The 19,879-nt window shown below is 57.2% G+C and carries 22 protein-coding genes; 12 read left to right on the top strand and 10 right to left on the bottom strand.

Features of this window, described 5'->3' with window-relative positions:
* Nucleotides 1-45 precede the first annotated feature (45 nt).
* From RBB77_RS10895 to RBB77_RS10875, 5 genes are read right to left on the bottom strand one after another with little or no spacing between them, the layout of a single operon-like run.
* Nucleotides 46-546, bottom strand: a complete 501-nt coding sequence (locus RBB77_RS10895; protein WP_353067298.1) for a DinB family protein — start codon at nucleotides 544-546, stop codon at nucleotides 46-48.
* Nucleotides 547-571: 25 nt separating this feature from the next.
* On the bottom strand, nucleotides 572-1,492 hold the full coding sequence (locus RBB77_RS10890; protein WP_353067296.1) for a glycine betaine ABC transporter substrate-binding protein: 921 nt from the start codon (nucleotides 1,490-1,492) through the stop codon (nucleotides 572-574).
* Nucleotides 1,492-2,124: an ABC transporter permease gene (locus tag RBB77_RS10885; protein WP_353067294.1), complete on the bottom strand. Its 633-nt coding sequence runs from the start codon at nucleotides 2,122-2,124 to the stop codon at nucleotides 1,492-1,494. The genes RBB77_RS10890 and RBB77_RS10885 overlap by 1 nt, the downstream gene beginning before the upstream one ends.
* The gene (locus RBB77_RS10880) at nucleotides 2,121-2,870 is read right to left on the bottom strand and encodes an ATP-binding cassette domain-containing protein (RefSeq protein WP_353067292.1); all 750 of its coding nucleotides are present in this window, start codon (nucleotides 2,868-2,870) and stop codon (nucleotides 2,121-2,123) included. The genes RBB77_RS10885 and RBB77_RS10880 overlap by 4 nt, the downstream gene beginning before the upstream one ends.
* A gap of 34 nt (nucleotides 2,871-2,904) precedes the next feature.
* The gene (locus RBB77_RS10875) at nucleotides 2,905-3,723 is read right to left on the bottom strand and encodes an ATP-binding protein (protein ID WP_353067290.1); all 819 of its coding nucleotides are present in this window, start codon (nucleotides 3,721-3,723) and stop codon (nucleotides 2,905-2,907) included.
* Nucleotides 3,724-3,929: 206 nt separating this feature from the next.
* On the opposite strand from RBB77_RS10875, the gene RBB77_RS10870 reads away from it, so the two are divergent.
* The 8 genes from RBB77_RS10870 to tpiA all read left to right on the top strand — a co-directional run bounded on the left by RBB77_RS10870 (nucleotide 3,930) and on the right by tpiA (nucleotide 10,057).
* Nucleotides 3,930-4,163, top strand: a complete 234-nt coding sequence (locus RBB77_RS10870; RefSeq protein WP_353067288.1) for a hypothetical protein — start codon at nucleotides 3,930-3,932, stop codon at nucleotides 4,161-4,163.
* A 191-nt stretch (nucleotides 4,164-4,354) separates the two neighbouring features.
* Nucleotides 4,355-5,365, top strand: a complete 1,011-nt coding sequence (gene gap, locus RBB77_RS10865; RefSeq protein WP_353067287.1) for a type I glyceraldehyde-3-phosphate dehydrogenase — start codon at nucleotides 4,355-4,357, stop codon at nucleotides 5,363-5,365.
* Nucleotides 5,366-5,670: 305 nt separating this feature from the next.
* Nucleotides 5,671-6,297, top strand: a complete 627-nt coding sequence (locus RBB77_RS10860; RefSeq protein ID WP_353067285.1) for a pyridoxamine 5'-phosphate oxidase family protein — start codon at nucleotides 5,671-5,673, stop codon at nucleotides 6,295-6,297.
* Nucleotides 6,298-6,403: 106 nt separating this feature from the next.
* Entirely contained in the window at nucleotides 6,404-6,778 is a 375-nt protein-coding gene (locus RBB77_RS10855) for a RidA family protein (protein WP_353067283.1), read from the top strand.
* Between the two features lie 39 nt (nucleotides 6,779-6,817).
* Complete coding sequence (locus tag RBB77_RS10850; RefSeq protein WP_353067281.1) at nucleotides 6,818-7,306, top strand: hypothetical protein; 489 nt, start codon at nucleotides 6,818-6,820, stop codon at nucleotides 7,304-7,306.
* A gap of 1 nt (nucleotide 7,307) precedes the next feature.
* Nucleotides 7,308-8,528 (top strand): phosphoglycerate kinase, encoded by a 1,221-nt coding sequence (locus tag RBB77_RS10845; protein WP_353067279.1) that lies wholly within the window; start codon nucleotides 7,308-7,310, stop codon nucleotides 8,526-8,528.
* Between the two features lie 7 nt (nucleotides 8,529-8,535).
* Nucleotides 8,536-9,186: a DUF4919 domain-containing protein gene (locus RBB77_RS10840; protein ID WP_353067277.1), complete on the top strand. Its 651-nt coding sequence runs from the start codon at nucleotides 8,536-8,538 to the stop codon at nucleotides 9,184-9,186.
* Between the two features lie 109 nt (nucleotides 9,187-9,295).
* A complete protein-coding gene (tpiA, locus tag RBB77_RS10835; protein ID WP_353067275.1) occupies nucleotides 9,296-10,057 on the top strand; it encodes a triose-phosphate isomerase in 762 nt (253 codons plus the stop codon).
* A gap of 55 nt (nucleotides 10,058-10,112) precedes the next feature.
* On the opposite strand, the gene lepB is transcribed toward tpiA, so the two are convergent.
* On the bottom strand, nucleotides 10,113-10,634 hold the full coding sequence (gene lepB, locus RBB77_RS10830; protein WP_353067612.1) for a signal peptidase I: 522 nt from the start codon (nucleotides 10,632-10,634) through the stop codon (nucleotides 10,113-10,115).
* A gap of 414 nt (nucleotides 10,635-11,048) precedes the next feature.
* Between lepB and murQ the strand changes: the two genes are divergently transcribed.
* Entirely contained in the window at nucleotides 11,049-12,017 is a 969-nt protein-coding gene (gene murQ / locus RBB77_RS10825; protein ID WP_353067273.1) for an N-acetylmuramic acid 6-phosphate etherase, read from the top strand.
* Nucleotides 12,018-12,077: 60 nt separating this feature from the next.
* Here murQ and RBB77_RS10820 read toward each other — a convergent pair whose 3' ends face one another.
* Genes RBB77_RS10820 through RBB77_RS10810 form a run of 3 tightly spaced genes read right to left on the bottom strand, consistent with a single transcriptional unit; the run spans nucleotide 12,078 to nucleotide 14,859 of the window.
* Nucleotides 12,078-13,511, bottom strand: coding sequence for a hypothetical protein (locus tag RBB77_RS10820; RefSeq protein WP_353067271.1), 1,434 nt, complete (start codon nucleotides 13,509-13,511; stop codon nucleotides 12,078-12,080).
* Nucleotides 13,512-13,530: 19 nt separating this feature from the next.
* Nucleotides 13,531-14,115, bottom strand: coding sequence for a class D sortase (locus tag RBB77_RS10815; RefSeq protein ID WP_353067269.1), 585 nt, complete (start codon nucleotides 14,113-14,115; stop codon nucleotides 13,531-13,533).
* Nucleotides 14,116-14,118: 3 nt separating this feature from the next.
* Nucleotides 14,119-14,859: a hypothetical protein gene (locus RBB77_RS10810; RefSeq protein WP_353067267.1), complete on the bottom strand. Its 741-nt coding sequence runs from the start codon at nucleotides 14,857-14,859 to the stop codon at nucleotides 14,119-14,121.
* A 454-nt stretch (nucleotides 14,860-15,313) separates the two neighbouring features.
* Between RBB77_RS10810 and murA the strand changes: the two genes are divergently transcribed.
* The gene (murA, locus tag RBB77_RS10805) at nucleotides 15,314-16,594 is read left to right on the top strand and encodes a UDP-N-acetylglucosamine 1-carboxyvinyltransferase (protein ID WP_353067265.1); all 1,281 of its coding nucleotides are present in this window, start codon (nucleotides 15,314-15,316) and stop codon (nucleotides 16,592-16,594) included.
* A gap of 9 nt (nucleotides 16,595-16,603) precedes the next feature.
* On the opposite strand, the gene RBB77_RS10800 is transcribed toward murA, so the two are convergent.
* Nucleotides 16,604-17,080, bottom strand: coding sequence for a GNAT family N-acetyltransferase (locus tag RBB77_RS10800; protein ID WP_353067263.1), 477 nt, complete (start codon nucleotides 17,078-17,080; stop codon nucleotides 16,604-16,606).
* A 193-nt stretch (nucleotides 17,081-17,273) separates the two neighbouring features.
* Between RBB77_RS10800 and RBB77_RS10795 the strand changes: the two genes are divergently transcribed.
* Nucleotides 17,274-18,353, top strand: a complete 1,080-nt coding sequence (locus tag RBB77_RS10795; RefSeq protein WP_353067261.1) for a LacI family DNA-binding transcriptional regulator — start codon at nucleotides 17,274-17,276, stop codon at nucleotides 18,351-18,353.
* Nucleotides 18,354-18,363: 10 nt separating this feature from the next.
* Entirely contained in the window at nucleotides 18,364-19,581 is a 1,218-nt protein-coding gene (locus RBB77_RS10790; RefSeq protein ID WP_353067259.1) for an MFS transporter, read from the top strand.
* The last annotated feature ends 298 nt before the right edge of the window (nucleotides 19,582-19,879 follow it).

The raw sequence follows: 19,879 nt of genomic DNA, 5'->3' as shown, positions 1-19,879 counted from the left end.
ACCTATAGGATGAGCTCGATTTTCCTCTGGGAAATAACCTGGGGATCATTCTTTCCGCAACGCCATTACGACCTTCGCCGTGGTGACAGCCTGCCCGATGTGCCGCTGCGTATGCTCTGCGCAGTGAACGAGCAGGCCACCCACTGTACTCGGTATCAGCGCGCGGCCCACACCGCGCGGCTCTTCGTAACTTCGCTGCGAGATCATCAGCACTCTCCGTCGCGCCTCGCTCAATCCTGCCCGGACCTCGGCCAAGACTACCTCGGCAAAAGCGCCGTTCTCCATCTCACTGGCGAGCGCGTCCATCTGGGCCCCGTTCAACGTGCCTGCCTCCGCATAGGTCAGCAGGCGATCGAGGCTTCGCGCGATATGCCTGAGATGAAACGCTACAGGTGCGATTCCGAATGGTCGCGCATTCATTTCGGCATCGCTTAAGCCTGCGCACCATCGCTCGACGTCCTCGGCGGCCAGTTCCAAGGCGTGCATCACCTGTCTCCGCAGCGCATCGACCTCGGTCAGCGTTCCCCGCAACCATGGCTCAACCATTAGCAACCCTCCTGCTTTATCAAGCTCAAAGCCCCTTCGATCGGCGAAACTCCCTCACCACGTCGGCTACATCCTTGTGCTCGGAGTCGACCGCGTAGTTCATTGCGCGCACCTCGTCCGCGCTCACCTTTCCCGCCAGCCGATCCATCGCAACCTGTATTCCAGGATGCCTCTGCAACGAATCTTCGCGGGCCAGCGGAACGGCCTCGTATGGCGGGAAGTAGTGTTTGTCATCCTCGAGCACCACAAATCCGAGCGCGCGAATTGGTCCGTCGGTCGAGTTGCCCGCTACCATGTCCACCTGGTTGCTCGACAGTGCGCGGTAGAGCAGACCGAGGTCCATCGTCCGGGGTTCGCCAGCGAACTTCAGTCCGTAAGTTGCTTCAAGGCCTCGCAATCCGTCGGGGCGTGATTGAAACTCATACCCCACACCTAACCTCCATCCTTCCGGCGTTGGTGAGGTCTTTACAGCATCCGAGATCGTCGTCACGCCTAAACGCTTCGCATCGTCACCACGCACCACCATGGCGAAGGTGTCCTCGAACCCGAGCCCAGGGCCCACCTTTATTTTGTACTTTGAGGCGTACAGAGCGCTCACCTCACGAAACACGGTCGCCTCGTTTCGTTGACCAATCGCGGGAAGCGGTTGCTTGAGGATCGCAGTCAACGCTGTGCCGGTGTACTCCACGTATCCATCGATACGCCCGCTCACCATCGCCTGCTGACAGAGATAGCTTCCGGCCAGATAGAAGCGACGATCTACCTGCTCCCCGGTCACGGCCTCGATCTCCTGCGCAAACATCTCTCCCAGCACCACCTGCTCGGTGAAGTTCTTCGCGCCGATGGTGATTCGCGAAGACCGTGGCGGAGCGCATGCTGTTAGCCACGCAAGAAGTACCGACGATAGTATCCAGTTCAACCCACGCAGTCGGCGCTCAACCCGCATCAGACTCGCCTCACGGCGAACCGCTTCTCCAGCAACCCCAGACCTGCATCGGCAATAAGGGCCAGCAACGCGGCCGGAATCGCGCCTGCCAGCACCAGCCCGTTGTCCACGCTTGCTACCCCGCGAAAGATCAGCTCACCCAATCCGCCAGCGCCGATTGCCGCTGCGATGGTCGCCACACCGACACATGTCACAGTCGCGGTTCGCAGGCCAGCCAGAATCACGCTCGCGGCCATAGGAAGCTCAACCTTTACCAGCCGCTGCCAGGAGGTCATCCCGATCGCATTGGCGACGTCTACCAGCGCGGGGTCGACGCTGCCGATTCCAGCGTAGGTATTGCGCAAAATTGGTAGCAGAGCGTAGCCCGTTAAAGCCAGTATTGCGAGGCGCGCAGCATTTTCTCCCAGCCATGGCACCGGCAACAACAGACCGAAGAGCGCGAGGCTGGGTATGGTTTGCAATACATTCGCAACCCCGATGACGGGTTTCGCCAGCGCCTGCCTTCGGGTCAATAAAATCCCCAATGGCAATCCGATCGCCGCAGCCAAAAGCATGGCGGAGAGCGTTAGCCATAGGTGCTCGAATGTCAGCCGTCCAATGTCGTACCCGTTTTGTCTTAGAAATCCGATCATGCGGGCACCGAACGATGTACAGAGCGAACATAATCTTTTACATGAGGGTTTTCCGAGCCTAAGACTTCGTCAGCGGGAAGGTTCGCTACTACAGCACCCTCGGCAAGAAAGATGACCCGCTTGGCCAGATAAAGCGCCTCATCCAGATCATGTGTGACCAGCAAAACGGTCTTCCCGACCCTCTTCAGCAGATCTCGCAACATAGTCTGCATCTCGGCCCGGGTGAGAGGATCGAGGGCGCCGAATGGCTCGTCCATCAATAGGACGGTGGGGTCGGTCGCGAGGGCGCGTGCAAGCCCTACCCGCTGGCGCTGGCCGCCAGAGAGCTGCCATGGATATCGCCGATGAAACTCTTCATAGTCGAGTCCCACGAGCGACATCACCTCGCGAACTCGTTCGGCGGTCTCCTGTTTGGGTCGTCCAGCCAGTTCCAATGCCATCCCCGCGTTGCGTTCCACGGTCATGTGGGGAAAGAGTCCAGTCTCCTGAATGACGTAGCCAATACTTCGCCGCAGCGCAATCATGTCGCCGTCTTTTGTCTGGTTTCCTGCGATCAACACTTCACCCGCACTAGGCGTCAGGAGACGATTCACCATGCGCAGCAGCGTTGTTTTACCGGATCCACTACGTCCCAACAGAGCCGTCGTTGTTCCCGCCTCAAGCTCCAACGAGATGTCGCGCAACAAAACACGCCCATCCGCCAGCGTGTAGCTCACCTTCGCGAACTCAACGCCAACCGTGGGCATGTCTTTACTCTAAACCGCGGGCGGACTTACGACGTTACTCTGCGGTGTCCGGAACCGAATCCACAGGGGCCGGCTCTCCTGCTGTGCCGGGCTGGCCTTTTACGCGCACCACTGTGATCTTTTCGAAGCCTTCTTTGAAGGTGGGGGGCTTCAAGCGTTCGGCCATCTTCTGCATCACCTCGTCAGTTACCTGGCGATCGCGCTTCGAGTTGCGTTCCATGCATACGGCCAGGGGCACGTCGAAGAATACCGCCTGTACCTCGTAACCGAAGCTCTTGGCCATCTTGATCCATTGCCTGCGCTCATGGGGAGACAGGTTCGTCGCATCGACGTAATTCCACGGCATCTTGGCGATAAGCCTGGCGCGCAGTAGGCTGCGGAGCGTCGAAAACACCAGCCCCTGGTAGCGCTGCTCGGTGATGTCGTCAAAGAGCAACGTCCGCAGCAGATCGCTCGACAACGGGGTCACGCCGCGACGCTTGTACCAGGTCGTCTTGCCCGACCCAGGCAGGCCAATCGCGAGCACGACATAACCTTTTGGCGACTTGGTCGCAGTCAGCTCGGCGGGCGGCGTTGCAAGTGACTCTGGCTGGGTCTCCACCACAATCTTTGGTTCTGGCGCTGCGTTCTCTGCTACCGGTGCGGTTGTGCCGCTAAACGTCTCGGCAGAGGCAGCTTCAGCAGCTGGTTCTGCAACATGTTTGACCGTTACTGGCGTTGGCTCTGCGGCGCGTACCGGCGCAGCCTCCGGGTAGCTTGGTCTCAGGGGAGCTGGTTGGTTCGAGGGCAACTCCTGCCCACTTTTCCCCGTGGACTCCGAATCATTCGGTCCACGTCTAGGGCGTCGTCTCATCTTTTCGCTTATCCATTCGCGCAAATCGCGCATACGACGCTTGTAACACAGCGCGGAAGCCTCCCGCAAATCGCTCGCACCTTCTGCGACACCCCGGTCGCTTCTTCGATTCCCAAAGTTCGCACGCCTTCATCTCGTCTTTTCTCAGCGGTTTACATCGTCCTTTCACATTTCTTCCGTACTGTCGCGGGTAAAAGAGGTGAGCGATGTCCGTCGAAATCTCCGATCTGGATCAGATGCAGGCCGCGTACAAAGAAGCGGTTGATCAGTGGGTTGTTGCCATCCGCAAAGAAGAAGCGCTCGCCTCGGCCAACCACTCCGAGGCAGAGATCGATGCCTGGGAGGCAGCGGACTTCCGCGAAGAAGACGCTCGCGGGAAGGCCAAAGAGGCGAAGAAGAACTACGAAGACGCCCTCCGAGAGAAGTTCTTCAACTTCTAACAACGCGGCCGGGCAAGCTGGTTGCCACGTAACCGTCGCGATTACGTGACGTGAAAAGTTCTGTGGATTTTGCGCCGTTCTTGCGCCAGTGATAGCATCCGCTCTGATGGCGTGCGGAGCGGTTCGCCGCGCTCTACAATGGTTGAACGGATCAACAAACGCAGCAAACACGACAGGAGCAACCAAAAATCATGGCAGCTGTAAAGGTAGGCATTAACGGCTTCGGCCGCATTGGACGCAACGTCTTCCGCTCCGCTCTAGGCAACCCCGACATTGAATTCGTAGCCGTAAACGACCTCACCACTCCCGCCACGCTGGCCCACCTCCTTAAGTACGACTCCATTCTCGGCAACCTGAAGCAGGAGATCACCCACGGAGCCGACTACATCGCAGTCGACGGCAAGAAGATCAAGGTCTTCGCCGAGCGCGATCCCGCCAAGCTGGACTGGACTTCGGTTGGCGCTCAGATCGTCGTTGAGTCCACCGGCTTCTTTACAGACGCGGAGAAGGCCAAGGCTCACCTCGGCAGCACCGTGAAGAAGGTCATCATCTCCGCCCCGGCCACCAACGAAGACATCACCCTCGTGCTCGGCGTCAACGACGGTAAGTACGAAGCTGCGAAGCACAACATTATCTCGAACGCGAGCTGCACGACCAACTGTCTCGCGCCCGTGGTCAAGGTGCTTCACGACACCTTCGGCATTGCCTCCGGCATTATGACCACGATCCACAGCTACACCAACGATCAGGTCATCCTCGATACGCCGCACAAGGATCTGCGCCGTGCTCGCGCCGCCGCCCTCTCGATGATTCCGTCGAGCACCGGCGCCGCCAAAGCCCTGAGGCTCGTTGTTCCTGCAATGGACGGGAAGCTCGACGGCTTCTCGATGCGCGTCCCGACCCCGAACGTCTCTGTGGTCGACCTCACCTTCGTCTCCGAGAAGCCGATCACCGACAAGTCCATCAACGAGGCCCTCAAGAAGGCTGCCGACGGCGAACTCAAGGGCATCCTGGGCTTCACCGACGAGGAACTCGTCTCCTCCGACTTCAAGGGCAACCCCCTCAGCAGCATCGTTGACAGCAAACTGACCAAGGTCGTCGGCCAGAACACCGGCAAGGTCATCAGCTGGTACGACAACGAGTGGGGCTACTCCAACCGCGTGAAGGATCTGATCCTCTTCCTCGTCAAAAAGGGCCTCTAAAACACGTAATACTAGAAAGGCTAGCGGTATTGCATCTTTCTTCCATATCAGGCAATACCGCTATGCTTTCGCTCTCCAAGAGTGATCTAATTCTCTTGAACAATGCCCTCAATGAAACCTTGAATGGCGTCGAAGATTTCGAATTTCAAACACGAACCGGCTCAACTCGTGAAGAGTACCGAACCGCTTTGCTGGTGATCCAAAAAGCTCTCGATCAGTTGAAATAGTAATTTCATCCAGCGTCGCAATCTAGTCTCGTGAATCTACTGTTAAGGCAGCGAATCCGCTTGCCCGGATCGAGCGCTATGAGTCGCTTTCAGGAACTCGCCTTTACACCACTCGTCAAACAACATCAGCAGGAGCATGGCAGCCGGCGCCAATACGAGCGCATGGCAGAGCACTCACCATCAGGGAGTACTCTCGGTCCGGATGAGCAGACTTTCATAGGCCTTCGCGACAGTTTTTATATGGCTTCGGTCAGCGAGACCGGCTGGCCTTATGTGCAGCACCGCGGCGGTCCGAAGGGCTTCGTTCACCCCATCGATTCCAGTCTGATCGGCTTCGCAGACTTGCGCGGAAACAAGCAGTACATCAGCCTGGGAAACTTTGATCACGACCCTCGCGTCGCTCTCTTCTTCATGGATTATCCCAATCAGACACGCCTGAAGATTCTCGGCCGCGTCGAGGTTCACGAGCACGACTCAAAAGCCCCGGCGCTGATCGAATCCTTCCGGCCAGCGGACAAATCTTCGGTCGTCGAAAGGGTCATCCTCGTTCACGTCGAAGGCTTCGACTGGAACTGCCCGCAGCACATCACTCCTCGCTACACGGTAGAAGAGTTTCAGGAAGCCCTTGCGCCTCTCACTCAAAAGCTCGCGAAGCTCGATGAAGAGAATGCAAAACTGCGCGAGAAGCTTCGCAGTCTGAAATAGACGAGTCGGCAGTACATAATGAGTAGCCGACCGCAATGTCGATCCGCTCGTTCGCAAGGGCGTGAGCCACTAGCAGACTAACTTCGAAGGGCACACAGGCACAGATATGATCCGCAAAAACATTCCCGGCACTTCTCCCTTCGAACCGATCATCGGCTTCTCCCGCGCCGTTCGCATCGGCAACCAGGTTCATGTCTCGGGCACAGGCCCCGTTGGCGCGGATGCGGTGGATGTATCCGAGCAGACCAACCGATGCCTGGACCTCATAGCCACGGCCCTCAAGAATGCAGGCAGCTCTGTGGAGCACGTGTACCGCACCCGCATGTACCTCACCCACGCCGCAGACTGGGAGGCTGTCGGTCATGTTCACGGCAAGTTTTTCGGACAGATTCGCCCAGCCGCAACGATGGTCGTCGTCGCCGCGCTGCTCAACCCGGCCTGGCGGATCGAGATCGAAGCCGATGCGTGGATCCCCGAATAAACACGAATCGACTTCGCTGGGCATGCTCTAAAATTTCCCATGCCCAGCGACCCTAACCGCTCCGTCCCGAAGGCGATCCTGATCGGTGGGATCGTCGCCGCTCTCCTCGACATGCTCGATCCGATCATCTTCTACGGGTTGCGAGGTGTCGCTCCCATAAAAATCCCGCAGTCGATTGCAAGCGGTATTTTAGGCCGCGCGGCATATTCCGACGGTGTCCCAAGCGTCCTGCTCGGCCTGGCGGCTCATCTCTTCATCGCGCTGGTTTGGGCAACGATCTTCGTTCTCGCGGCCCGCTTTCTGCCTTTTCTTGAGCACCACGCAGTCGTCTCGGGTCTCGTTTACGGGGCGTTTATCTACGTCGTCATGTACTACCTGGTGCTTCCGCACACGAACCTTTACCCCAGGATCGACCCATCTCCTGTGGTACGGCTCAACAGCATCGCGGCCATGGTTTTTTTGGTCGGGCTGCCCATATCTTTGGCGAATCAACGCTTCGCGCCGTCTTCTCGGGTATCCTCTAACTGACATGGCCAAGCTATCGATCCGCGACCTCGACCTAACCGACAAGCGCGTCCTCATTCGCGTCGACTTCAACGTGCCGCTCAAAGACGGCATCATCACCGACGACACTCGCATCCGCGAAACGCTTCCCACCATCGAGTACGCGCTGCGCCACAAAGCCAAGGTCATCCTCTGCTCACATCTTGGCCGTCCCAAGGGCAAGCCCGTCGCGACCATGAGTCTTCGTCCCCTGGTCGATCATCTCCGCACGCGGCTCGACCACATCCTCGGTGATGACGAAAACGTAGCCTTCTCCCCTGACTGTATCGGCGTGGTCGCCAGCGAGATGGCGCTCAACCTTGAATCCGGCCAGCCGCTCTTGCTCGAGAACCTCCGCTTCCATCCCGAAGAAGAAGCCAACGATCCTGTCTTCGCAAAGAAACTCGCTTCGCTCTGCGACATATATGTCAACGACGCGTTTGGCAGCGCTCATCGCGCTCACGCCTCCACAGAAGGCGTCACCCACTTCGTAAAACAATCCGCCGCGGGCCTGCTCATGGAAAAAGAGCTGACCTACCTCGGCAAGGCACTCACTGAGCCTGACAAGCCATTCGTCGCGATCATTGGCGGAGCGAAGGTCTCAGACAAGATCGACGTCATCGACAACCTGCTGGAAAAAGCCGACGCCATCATTGTCGGCGGCGGCATGGCTTACACCTTCCTCAATGCACAGGGACAGAGCACCGGCAAGTCTCTCGTCGAGATCGACAAGATCGACGTGGCCAAAGCGGCGCTCCAAAAGGCCAAGGCCATGGGCGTCCGCTTCCTCCTGCCGATCGACCATATCCTTGCCGACAAGTTCGCCCCCAACGCCAAAACGCAGGTCTTTTCCGGTGACGCACCCTTCCCCGAAGATTTGATGGCCCTCGACATCGGTCCCAAATCCATTGCGCTCTTTGAAGAGGAGATCGCCGAGGCTCGCACCATCATCTGGAACGGCCCCATGGGCGTCTTCGAGATGCCTGCCTTCGCTCGTGGCACCAACGAGATCGCCGCAGCCGTCGCGCGCAACCACGACGCGACGACCATCGTCGGCGGCGGAGACTCGGTCGCTGCCATCCAGCAGTCCGGCTTTGCCAACCGCATCACCCACATCTCCACCGGCGGCGGCGCCAGCCTCGAATTCCTCGAAGGCAAAACCCTTCCCGGAGTCGCCGCGCTTACCGAGAACCAGAGGTTTAAGTAAGGCCGGAATGATGAGACTTCGTCACCATCAATTGCCGCGCTTTACTTTGTGTTTGCTTGGATACGTATTCGTCTCTACCGCATTTGGTCTCGACAGTGCCAAGGTCGCTCAGGCGAAATATGATGGGCTCAAGGCAAAGGTACAGAGCGGCGACATCAACGTCGATTGGCGAGAACTACGGCTGGATGCAGTCGTTGCAGATGTCGACGGCGAATTCGATTGGCATCAAGCGAACACAGCTGGCGTGGCCGCATTCAACGCGGGTGATTACGAGGGGGCGCTCCGCAAGGGACAGGAGATCATTCAACACAACATCGCAAACGGGGACGGACACTTTCTTGCGATGGTTTCGCTGAAGCATCTTGGAAAACAAGAGGAGACCGCGAAGGAAAAACTAATCGTCGATCAAATCGTGCAATCCATAATGAGTTCCGGGGATGGCAAGACTGCTGACACGGCTTGGTTTACGGTAAGCACCTCGGAAGAATATTTCATCATCCGCATTCTAGGACTGAAACCGAAATCTCAGGCGCTGGTCAAGAACGGAACGCACTCACTGGACAGGATGGCGGTAGTGGGAGAAGACGGCAAGGAAACCACACTCTGGTTTAACACAGATACAGACATCGAATTAACCCGCAGAGCTGGGGAAAGTTAAAACAAGTTGCACGACGAAGAATCATCCTCTCTTTGTGTTTCGATCGATGGAAACCGTTTTTCTTTCTCCCCTTCCCTGAACGACTTGAAGATGGAATACTGATTCGCACATGAGAAAGCCACTGATCGCAGCCAACTGGAAGATGTATAAGACGCCCAAAGAGTCTTTGGCCTTCCTTAGCGAGTTCCTTCCTCTGGTCAAGGACCACACCTCCAGCGAGATCGCAATCTTCCCCACCATGTCTTCGCTTGGCTATGTCATCGAGGCGACCAAAGGCACCAACGTGACCGCCGGCGCCCAGACGATGCACTGGCTCAACGAAGGCCCCTATACGGGCCAGACCTCACCGACCATGCTCGAAAGCATCGGTTGCACCCGCGTGCTGCTCGGCCACTCCGAGCGCCGCATCTACGCTCACGAGACAGACGAAATGGTCAACCTGAAGCTAAAGGCGGCGCTCGAACACGACCTCATTCCCGTTGTCTGCGTCGGCGAAACCCTCGACAAGCGTCAATCCGGACTTACTGAAGCAGTTCTCTGTTGGCAGGTTGCTTGCGCGCTCAACGGAGTCAAGGGCACCTCTTGCGGCCAGGTGGTCATCGCCTACGAGCCCGTCTGGGCCATCGGCACCGGCAGCGTCGCAACCCCCGAGCAGGCCAACGAAGCCCACGCCATCATCCGCCGCGAAGTGGCCAAGCACCTTGGCCTTCCCTGTGCGAGCGGCATGCGCATACTCTACGGCGGCTCCGTTAAACCGGACAACGTCGCCAGCCTGATGAACCAGCCTGAAATCGACGGCGCGCTGGTCGGAGGAGCCAGCCTGCACGCAAAATCCTTCCACGAGATCATCTGCAACGCGACGGGCGCGTAAAGATTCGACTGAGACAACCCCAGTGCGGGCATCATGCCGATTGCTGCTTCTCTCGCTACCGAACCACGCCAGCCTGATCCATCGGCCAGTACACAAAGGCCGCCTTGCCGTAGATCAGATCCCGGTCGACAGGCCCAAAGTCGCGGCTGTCGCTTGAGATCGACCGGTGATCGCCCATCACAAAATACTCATGCCCCGGTACCGTCATCTCCGGCTGCGATCTGTCATCGGCAAATCGCGTTGGGACGTAGCGTTCCTTCACGCGTTCGCCGTTCACGATCACCTGTCCATGATCGATCCGCAAAGTATCGCCAGGCAGCGCGATCACCCGCTTGATGTAACTCTTTTCATGGTCGTGCGGGTACAGAAATACGACCACGTCCCCACGGTGTATCTCACCAACCCGATAGGCCACTTTGTTAATGAATAGCCTGTCCTGGTCTTCCAGCATCGGCAGCATGCTGGTTCCTTCCACCCGAACCGGTTGGTACAAAAAGATGATGATGAACGCCGACACCACAACCGAGATCACCAGATCGCGCAGCCAGGAGTGCATCACTCCCTTGCGCTGATCCATCTGATCCGTCGGCTCAATCACCTGCTGATCTTCCGGCTCAGGCCGAATGTTTCCGTCTATCTCCACGCGATCTTCCGAATCCTCTATCATTTAGACGCACCAACTTCGGTGTTGCAATCCGTGGTCTGACCGCCGACTGAGCCAGCACGCAACCGCTCAGCGCGGGTAAACCCAATTAAGCGGAGATGCATCTCATATATCCAGCAGAGGCTTGAATTCAGCCTCGTGAAGCATATGAGAACTCTCCAGTTGAAGCAGAATTCTCTGCTTAGCACAGGTCGAACACTCTCGCCAACCCAATCGCTACTCGGCGTAAACCCCGACCCTTTATGATAACTCGCATCGGGCAAACCTTTCTTGCCGCATTTAAGAAGGTTAGGACTAGAATTGCCCCAGCAGAACAGTAGGATACTTATGGCAACCCTTACCATGCTCGAGCAGGCCCCGACACCAAAACCCGTCAACCGTGGCGCAGCAGACTTCAACGATCTCACCACGGAGACCGCCAACACCGCCTCGGAGGGACTGGACACCAAATCCGCTCTCGAGATCGCCCGCATCATCAATCACGAAGACGCCAAGATCGCAGCCGCAGTCAAAAAAGCGCTGCCTGAAATCGCAATCGTCATCGATACCGTCGCCCGCTCCCTGCGCGATGGTGGCCGACTCATCTACGTTGGCGCTGGTTCCAGCGGCCGCATTGCCTCCCTCGACGCCTCGGAGTGCCCGCCAACTTACTCCACCGCCCCCTCACAGGTCCAGTACATCATGGCTGGCGGCCCAAAGGCTCTCGCCTCTGCCTCCGACGTCAACGAGGACTCGCCAGAAATCGGCCAGCGCGATATCGCCCGCCGACGCCCAACCCGCAAGGACATCGTCATCGGAGTCTCTGCCAGCGGTCGCACGCCCTACGTGGTCGGTGCTGTGGAGTACGCCCGCGCTCGCGGAGCAAAGACCGCCGCGATCACCTGTAACCTCAACACCCCCCTTGCCGACGTTGCTGACACAACCGTCATCACGGAGGTCGGTCCCGAAGTCATCTCCGGCTCGACGCGCATGAAGTCCGCCTCAGCCCAGAAGATGGTGCTCAACATGATCACCACCGGCGCCATGACCCGTCTCGGCTACGTCTACGACAACCTCATGGTCAACGTGCACATGAAGAATGCGAAGCTGGTCGAGCGCGGCATTCGTGTCCTGATGAAGGTCTGCGATATCGACCGCGACACCGCGATCCGCACCATCAAATCAGCAGGTAAATCGATTCCCATCGCAGTCGTCATGCTCAAGGCCAACGTCGACAAGATGGAGGCGGTACGGCGCCTCACAAAATCAGACGGCAACGTTCGCCTCGCCATCGATGACTCTCGCCTGGAGCTCTGATCACTAGCTAGCGCGGCCTTAGAATCGCCCGTGCTGCACTCCTCGTCCCCTCGCAGCGAATCACCCTTTGTTTTTCCAAGGGGTGACTTGTAGAGAGGGTTGGTCCTGCTCCGATGTGATCTTCCACTTTCCGTTCAGGCGCTTCAGCGTCAGCCGTGTCGGTACGAACGACTCCAGTATCTCGGACGTCTCCTGCTCATCCATAAAGTGTTTAACCAGGCGTACCTCAGCCTCCGATTCGGTCTGCCGCTCGATGACAATGTCCTCCATCTTTACAGTCCACAATCCCTTTCGCATTCGGTTGGTCGCCTCGCGATCCCGCAAGACCGCTTCTCTGCCCACGTTGCGTTGATTGAGATACCGGTCCAGCGTATCCGCATAGAAGGCAGCTTGAGCATTCGCATCCTTGGTTCGCATCGAAGCCGCCCAGTCCTGCAGCCATAGCTTCAAATCTGCGCTATTTATCGCAGACTCGCGAGTAGACTCCGACAAGGAAATTGGCTTTGACGAGTCAGCTTCACCAGCCTTCCGCGTATCAAGTTTAGGTACAGGATTGGGCGCGACGGCTGGTGCGGCAACCGGGGCCAGCGATGAAGCGATCTCGCGATGCGGCCAATAGAACTCGCCATGCGACCAATAAAAATAGCCTTCTGCACCCACCGCCAGGAGAGCAAGCAGCATCGTCGTCCACAGCGCGAATCGCTTCCATCCGGACGGTAGATCATCTTCTATGCGAATCCTGTAAGGAACAGTCCGAGCCTGCCACGTTGGTTCTTCTTCCGAAAGATCTGGCTCACCGTAAAACCTCGGTTGAGCTCTTTGTTCCGCAGCAACAGTCTGTTCAGCAGCTGTAGATTGCTCCGACTCAAAAGTCTTTTGAGAGGCTATGACTCTTTCAGGCTCGTCGTTCGAGTTTGACTGAATATTCTCGGCCTGCGGCTCGGCCACCAGTGCAGCAGCGCTCCATCCCAAATCCGGCGCCGCAGTCAGGGCCTCAATCAACGTCTCCGCAGCTACAGGCGAAGCCATCTTCTCTTCTGAACGCTTCGATGCTCGTAGTGGGTCTACATCTGGTTCTTCGGATCTATCGACAACGGCCGTTCCTGCCGCGGACTTTCTTGCTGCTGCATACGTCGCTACGCGCCGAGTATCTAGTTCAATCTGAGCCCTCATCTGTTCAAACAGATCATCGAGTTTCGATCGAACAACATCCTCTTGCGACGTGTCTCCCAGCAGGGCCGAGGCCTGAAAGTTCACCTCTCCCAAAATGACGGTCTCGCCATTCTCCAAATTTACGCGGAACACAGTGTTGTCATGTCTGTTCTTCGATCGCGGCGACGGCCCCAATCCTCGCACCGTAATCCGATCGCCAAACCGCGTCACATCATCCGAGATCTCTCGCGAACACATCTCCAATGCACGTAAGACCACTTCCGGACGTAAGACCACTTCCGGATCCGGATTTTTTACTTTTTCGCGGATCTCAAATTTCATGGCACCCCTTTCTGGACTTCTAATGGATCGCAGAAACCCCGTCGGGGGAAGCGGACAATAAGTGAGCATGAACAATAAAGCGTTCCGGCGCGGCGCCCACATAGTCGAACGGAAAACAGGTGATCAATGTCAGCTCTGGTCTTGCAGCAATATTGAGCACCTCTACTTTGTCTGGACTCACAATCTCGGTAGAGTCCACCACATAGTGATAGATGCCAGTTTTGTCGATCAGGCGAACCTCCATCTTCGCGGCGATCCTGCGAAGTGGCCGGAAGAACGAATCGCGATGCCCTGCCAGCCCCACCGTACCAAGACCACCCGGCACCGCAGTCCCGGGAATATGGCCTACTCCTCTACGCAGACTGTTTCCATCATAATCGGCAGTGATCGGCGCCGACAATGCGAGCGCGGGAATCTCAATCCTGCCAATCACATCCTCTGTCGTGCGCCCTGCCGACGCGACGTTTTCCGCTGGCAGAGGCTCGCCGATCCGCTCAGCGAGTCTCTGCGTACCCCTTGCCTGAACACCCAGCACCAGGCAGTATCCAACACAAAGGAGACCACACGTCCAAAGGAGACGTTCAGCGTATGCGAGCATTCGCATTCACTACTCCCGCATCAACGGTCTTCGATTGAGAGCTGAGAAACGTCTCTGCGACACGATCCAACGCAACATAGCGGCAGCGATCAGAGAGCAGAAACCCGCCAGCCACGCGAACGGAACTATGCTCGCTGTATGGGGCAATGCTTTGATAACTGGCTTCTGCACGCTCGCCACCTGCGTATATCGCTCTGCTTTGATACCTGGCTTGGCATCAGCCGCGTCGCTTGGTCCTACCTGCTGAAGCGAAAGAAGCCAGAGCGTCAGCAGTTGCATGTCGCCCTGAGACAGCGTGTTATCGGTGACCTTGCCTTCAGAGGCGGGATCAACTGCAGGAACCTTTGATGGATTCGACATCGCGATCGCAACCGCTTCAGCCTTCGGGTAAACGAACTCTACGACCGATGCGCTTCCCGGAAAGTACCATCCCTTGAGGTACTGAGAGCCATCAGCGGGATTAGCCCACTTCACAGGACCGCTGCTGGCGGGTTTTTGAATCTCGCTGTTTGAAATGCCGATAAAAGTTGAATGAAGATCGCCCTTCGTCGAATCCACCTTCAAGATGACCCGGTCCGAAAGACGATTGACAACGTGGATCGTGTAAGTGCCGGGTTCCAGGGTAGCCCCAGGAATGTGCGACGGGTTGGAGATCGTGAAGTCAGCGGCGGGATTTGCCGGACCCGCAGCCCATAAGGCCGCATTGAAAATACAAAAAGAAGTACACAGTATGAGAGCTTTGAGTCGCATGGTTTCTCCTTGCAGGATCAACGTACGTCCCGTGATATGCAAGGTGTACGCGAAAAGTTAGCCGCTGGGTTGAGAGAAAGATGCGGTAACTAATCTTTTTCAGGGAAAGTAATCACTACGTTCACAGACCGTGCGATTAGTAATCGAATAACTATTACTAAGTTGATCGAACGTGAAATCTTATTCACTTGTCGCGGATTTTGAGGAGACAAGTGCATCATTTTGCAAAGTCGTCCGACCACTGGTCGATTGCTACCACATGGATGGTGACAGATCTTGTCTTTCAAACGTCAGCTATGCCTTTTAGATTTATAAAGTTAGATCAGGTGATTGAGCGGTAGACCTGTAATTCGAGCTCCAATCCGAAGCAATATCGAGGGTTGCGTTCTGCTTTAGGCCCAACAGAACCACCGCCGTTACTCATTTCCACGCGAAATCTTCGTAAACTGGCAAGATGGACAAGTTCGTAGTGCGCGGCGGAAATCCCCTTCTCGGTACCATCAAAGTCTCCGGAGCGAAAAACTCCGCCCTCCCGTGCATGGCCGCCGCCATCCTGACCGAAGACGAGGTCATCCTCGAAAACATCCCTCAGGTCAACGACATTGAGACCGAGCGCAAACTGCTCACCAGCATGGGCGCCGAGGTCGAGCTCGGATATGGTCGCGCCCAGCACCGCACTCGCATCAAGTGCGCTATCCTCTCCGATCCGGTCGCCAAATACGAGATCGTGAAGACTATGCGCGCAAGCTCACTGGTCCTCGGCCCGCTCATTGCACGCACCGGCATTGCACGTGTCGCCATGCCCGGAGGCTGCGCCATCGGTGGCCGCCCCATCGACCTCCACATCAACGGCCTCGAAGCCATGGGCGCCACCATAACCCAGGATCATGGTTATCTCGAAGCCCGCGCCGACCGGCTCAAGGGCGCACACATCGTCTTCGACAAGATCACTGTCACCGGAACCGAAGACCTCCTGATGGCCGCCACGCTTGCCGAGGGAGAATCCGTCTTCGAGAACTGTGCCCGCGAGCCCGAAGTCACCGATCTCGCTGCCCTGCTCATCGCCATGGGAGCAAAGATCGAAGGCGCAGGTACCGGAACCATTCGCATTCAGGGCGTCTCCAAACTCCACGGTGCACGTCATCGTATCAACCCGGACCGCATCGAAGCCGGAACCTTTCTCATCGCGGGAGCCATCACCGGCGGAGATCTCAACATCGATTGTTGTGAACCCAAGCACCTCGGCGCACTCATCAGCAAGCTCGAGCAGTGCGGCGTCAAGATCGACGTCGGCGCCGACCACGTTCGCGTCCGCTCCGGCGGCGAACTCAAGGCCGCAGACATTACCACCGAAGAGTATCCCGGCTTCCCCACCGACATGCAGGCTCAGTACATGGCGCTCGCCACTCAGGCCGAAGGCACCAGCACCGTCATCGAAAACATCTTCGAAAATCGGTTCATGCACGTGCAGGAGCTGATCCGCATGGGCGCAAACATCATGATCTCCGGCCGCACCGCAACCGTCCGCGGCAAGACACCCCTGCAATCAGCCGCCGTCATGTGCTCGGACCTCCGCGCCTCTGCCTCTCTCGTTCTCGCTGCTCTGGTGGCCGACGGCGAAACCATCCTCGACCGCGTCTACCACCTCGACCGTGGCTACGAGCACTTCGAGGAGAAGCTTCGCGGGGTCGGCGCCCAGATCCGCCGCATGGGAGACGTCTTCGGGAAAAAGTAACTCCTGTCGTTACGAGAGTCCCAGTTCCTTGCGATACGCAAAAGCGTCCAATCCGGCTCCGCCATAGAACCGGCGTTTCAGCTCAGTTCGCGCATAGCCCGAGCGCTCATAGAAGCGGATCGCTCCCTCGTTTCCCGTGAACACATGCAGTTCCATCCATAGCGCACCGGCAGTAGCTGCACGCCTCTCTGCTTCCTGTAAAAGCGTTTGAGCCAAACCTCTTCTTCTGCGCTTCTCCGCTACATCCAACGTCACAACGTACCCACGAACGATGTTCCAACTTCGTTCTACCTGGACAATGACAAATCCGGCGATCTCGCCTCCTGTCGTCTCCGCGATCAATGTGACAGCATCATCCGCCTCTGCGAACGCGCGCATCGACTCCCGACCAAACCGGAATTCGCTCGAAAAACACAGCTGATCAAGCCTGTAAATCGCGTCCAAATCCCCTTTGAGATATCCCCGAAGTTCAGCTTCCGCACTCACCACGCCACCCCAAAACTCCGAACCACATTAAAGATAACTGCGCACTGCCGATCAGATCGATTTTGAACCCGGAATACTACTTCGATTCGTCTCGCTAAGTACAGCCGGCGAATCTGCAAGATCCTGTTCCCGCCTTCAAACTAAAGGTGTACAACTGTTGCGATACTTGTACAGGCCAATCTGCCGGAGAGCGATGAAAGAGCTAAATAAAGACAGCAAGCCGGATACCGGCAAACCCGTGACACTGAAAACTCTGGCGGAATATCTCGACCTCTCCCCGGCGACCATCTCGATCGTTCTCAATGATTCGCCCGTTGCTAAGTCCATCTCCCTTGCAACCAAAGAACGAGTTCTGGACGCCGCCAAGAAGTTCGAGTACCGGCCCAACCTGCACGCCCGCATGCTACGCACCAGACTAACCAACACCATCGGCGTGATTGTTCCAGAGCTCAGCGAGGGCTACTTTACCGGCGTCATGCTTGGGGTCGAGCAATATCTCCTCCAGGAAGGCTTCCTTTATTTCACAGTCAGTCACTTGGGCCGTGCCGACCTCCGGGAAGAGTATCAGGAGCTCCTCATGAGCCGCCGCGTCGATGGCTTCCTGCTCGTCAACACGGAACTGCCAGTAAGCGTCACGCCACCGGTAGTAGGCGTCTCCTCCCACAGCAAGGAGCCCGGTGTCTCCAACATTCTGCTCGATCACAACTTTGCTGCACGAAAGGCTCTTCACCACCTTCACGAATTGGGCCACCGCAAGATAGCCTTCATGAAGGGCCAGCGCTACTCTCTTGACTCCGAAGCCCGCTGGGAGTCGATCCTCAGCATAGCGAACGAGCTCGGGATTACGGTTCGTCCTGAACTTTGCATCTATTTGGAGAAGAATCTCTGGTCGCCCGAGCTCGGCTACCAGCCTGTACGAGAGCTGCTCGCCCGTACACGCGACTTCACTGCGATGTTTTGCTTCAACGATACGGCCGCCATCGGCGCCATTCGCGCTATTCAAGACGCCGGGCTTAGTTGTCCTCGCGATATCTCGGTCATCGGCTTTGACGACATCATGGTGGGAGAGTACTTCAATCCACGCCTCACCACCGTACGCCAACCTCTCCACAAGATGGGTTGGACCGCCGCACAAATGCTCATCAAACGTATCCAGTTCCCGGAACTTACCTATCCGCATGAAGTCTGGTTCGAGCCCGAGTTGGTCGCGAGAGAATCGACCGCAAGCATCCAGAACACGTCTCAGCCCAGCTCACGGCGAGGCAAAGGTTGATAGGAGAGCTTTGCAACCAACCGAACGAAAGGCTCCCCAACTGAGCCCGGATCGCGCAACCATCATCCGCACCCTCGCTCCCGCCTACTTCTATTTTCTTGTGGCCGGCACTGTTACGGTCATGCTCGGTCCTCTACTGCCGCAGCTCATGGAGCATTGGCATATCCAGGATGCCCAGGCAGGCACCCTCTTCACGGCCGACTTCGTGGGACAACTCTGCGGCGCCTGGATCGCCGCACGCAATCTCCGCGCCAGCCTGGTCTACGGATCGATTCTCTCCGCAGCCGGATGCCTTGCACTGCTCTCACTTGGCTTCGGCGCGGCACACATCGCCCTCTTCTGCATTGGACTCGGCCTCGGCACAGGTCTTACTGCCGGTAACATCCTCGCAGGAACTACGCTTCCCTCCGCGCGAGCGCGACTCCTCGTAATACTCAACGTTGCCTGGGGTCTCGGCGCCATCGCCTGCCCTCTGTTGATCTACCTTACGGCTGGCGGTGGCATGCGTCGTTTCTTTTTTGCCATCACGGCACTTCTCCTCACAGCGTCCCTGCTTTCTTTCGCAATACCACGCGCAACCCCCTCTAACGACGCCCCCAGACAATCAGAGTTGGCTGGACGAAGACCAGCACCCACAAAATCACCGTGGCCTCTGCCGCTGTTGCCTCTGCTCGCCTATGGTGCCGCAATGTTTTTCTATGTAGGGGTCGAAAATTCGCTCGGTGGCTGGCTACCGAGCTACGCTCTTCGATCCAGCGCATCGCTCCAGGCATCTACCATCGCTATCTACTTCTGGGTAGCAGAACTGGTCGGACGCCTGATCGTAGCTGCACTCATGACCGTCCTGAGTGAGAGAATTCTGTACCGGCTCTGTCTGGCGTTGCTTCTTGTCACCGAAGGGTTGCTTTGCTCGATCGCGCATCCGTCATCAGTCAGTGTCATCACGCTCACCATCTTCGGCGGATTCACTCTCGCTCCCGTCTTTCCGCTTCTGGTTTCTTTCATGCTCGCCCGCACCGGAAACCACAAAAGACTCGGCCCGCTCTTTGCCAGCGCTTCCTTAGGAGGAGCCGTGCTGCCCTGGCTAACCGGCCTGTGCTCCACCTACCTTCACGGCCTTCGCGCCGGGCTGGTTGTTCCAGCCGCAGGCGCCGCTCTTCTTCTACTACTCTCTGGCATCACTACCGCCAAAAATCTACCCGCCTCTTCCGACAGACTCATGAGCTAACCATTCTCTCAAGCGCTGCAGAGGCGGCCACTCCATCGGCATCCGTCAGAACTGAAAACACATTTATTCGCCTACAACCCGCAGGAAAAGAGGCCAGGCTTAGCCTGACCTCTGAGAAAAGGAGACGACCTTCAGCAACCCTTATTTGACTGGGGCTGCAAAGTGATCGCGAAGCTGAATAACACCGATGACGACAACTGCTGCCATAGCTGGTCCGAACAAGAGATACATAGTGCCTCCTTCCCAGGGTTATGTAACTAAATTTGATCTAATAAACTTGCGCATCAACCGATCGAAC

This window comes from Tunturibacter psychrotolerans, from assembly GCF_040359615.1.
Lineage (GTDB): Bacteria > Acidobacteriota > Terriglobia > Terriglobales > Acidobacteriaceae > Edaphobacter > Edaphobacter psychrotolerans.
The sequence above is the reverse complement of the archived record's forward strand: the minus strand, read 5'-3'. Positions and strand labels throughout refer to the sequence as shown.

Coding starts and splice junctions, on each gene's coding strand:
- RBB77_RS10895 (WP_353067298.1), bottom strand. CDS start 546: ATGGTTGAGCCATGGTTGCGGGGAACGCTGACCGAGGTCGATGCGCTG.
- RBB77_RS10890 (WP_353067296.1), bottom strand. CDS start 1,492: ATGCGGGTTGAGCGCCGACTGCGTGGGTTGAACTGGATACTATCGTCG.
- RBB77_RS10885 (WP_353067294.1), bottom strand. CDS start 2,124: ATGATCGGATTTCTAAGACAAAACGGGTACGACATTGGACGGCTGACA.
- RBB77_RS10880 (WP_353067292.1), bottom strand. CDS start 2,870: ATGCCCACGGTTGGCGTTGAGTTCGCGAAGGTGAGCTACACGCTGGCG.
- RBB77_RS10875 (WP_353067290.1), bottom strand. CDS start 3,723: ATGAGACGACGCCCTAGACGTGGACCGAATGATTCGGAGTCCACGGGG.
- RBB77_RS10870 (WP_353067288.1), top strand. CDS start 3,930: ATGTCCGTCGAAATCTCCGATCTGGATCAGATGCAGGCCGCGTACAAA.
- gap (WP_353067287.1), top strand. CDS start 4,355: ATGGCAGCTGTAAAGGTAGGCATTAACGGCTTCGGCCGCATTGGACGC.
- RBB77_RS10860 (WP_353067285.1), top strand. CDS start 5,671: ATGAGTCGCTTTCAGGAACTCGCCTTTACACCACTCGTCAAACAACAT.
- RBB77_RS10855 (WP_353067283.1), top strand. CDS start 6,404: ATGATCCGCAAAAACATTCCCGGCACTTCTCCCTTCGAACCGATCATC.
- RBB77_RS10850 (WP_353067281.1), top strand. CDS start 6,818: ATGCCCAGCGACCCTAACCGCTCCGTCCCGAAGGCGATCCTGATCGGT.
- RBB77_RS10845 (WP_353067279.1), top strand. CDS start 7,308: ATGGCCAAGCTATCGATCCGCGACCTCGACCTAACCGACAAGCGCGTC.
- RBB77_RS10840 (WP_353067277.1), top strand. CDS start 8,536: ATGATGAGACTTCGTCACCATCAATTGCCGCGCTTTACTTTGTGTTTG.
- tpiA (WP_353067275.1), top strand. CDS start 9,296: ATGAGAAAGCCACTGATCGCAGCCAACTGGAAGATGTATAAGACGCCC.
- lepB (WP_353067612.1), bottom strand. CDS start 10,634: ATGGATCAGCGCAAGGGAGTGATGCACTCCTGGCTGCGCGATCTGGTG.
- murQ (WP_353067273.1), top strand. CDS start 11,049: ATGGCAACCCTTACCATGCTCGAGCAGGCCCCGACACCAAAACCCGTC.
- RBB77_RS10820 (WP_353067271.1), bottom strand. CDS start 13,511: ATGAAATTTGAGATCCGCGAAAAAGTAAAAAATCCGGATCCGGAAGTG.
- RBB77_RS10815 (WP_353067269.1), bottom strand. CDS start 14,115: ATGCGAATGCTCGCATACGCTGAACGTCTCCTTTGGACGTGTGGTCTC.
- RBB77_RS10810 (WP_353067267.1), bottom strand. CDS start 14,859: ATGCGACTCAAAGCTCTCATACTGTGTACTTCTTTTTGTATTTTCAAT.
- murA (WP_353067265.1), top strand. CDS start 15,314: ATGGACAAGTTCGTAGTGCGCGGCGGAAATCCCCTTCTCGGTACCATC.
- RBB77_RS10795 (WP_353067261.1), top strand. CDS start 17,274: ATGAAAGAGCTAAATAAAGACAGCAAGCCGGATACCGGCAAACCCGTG.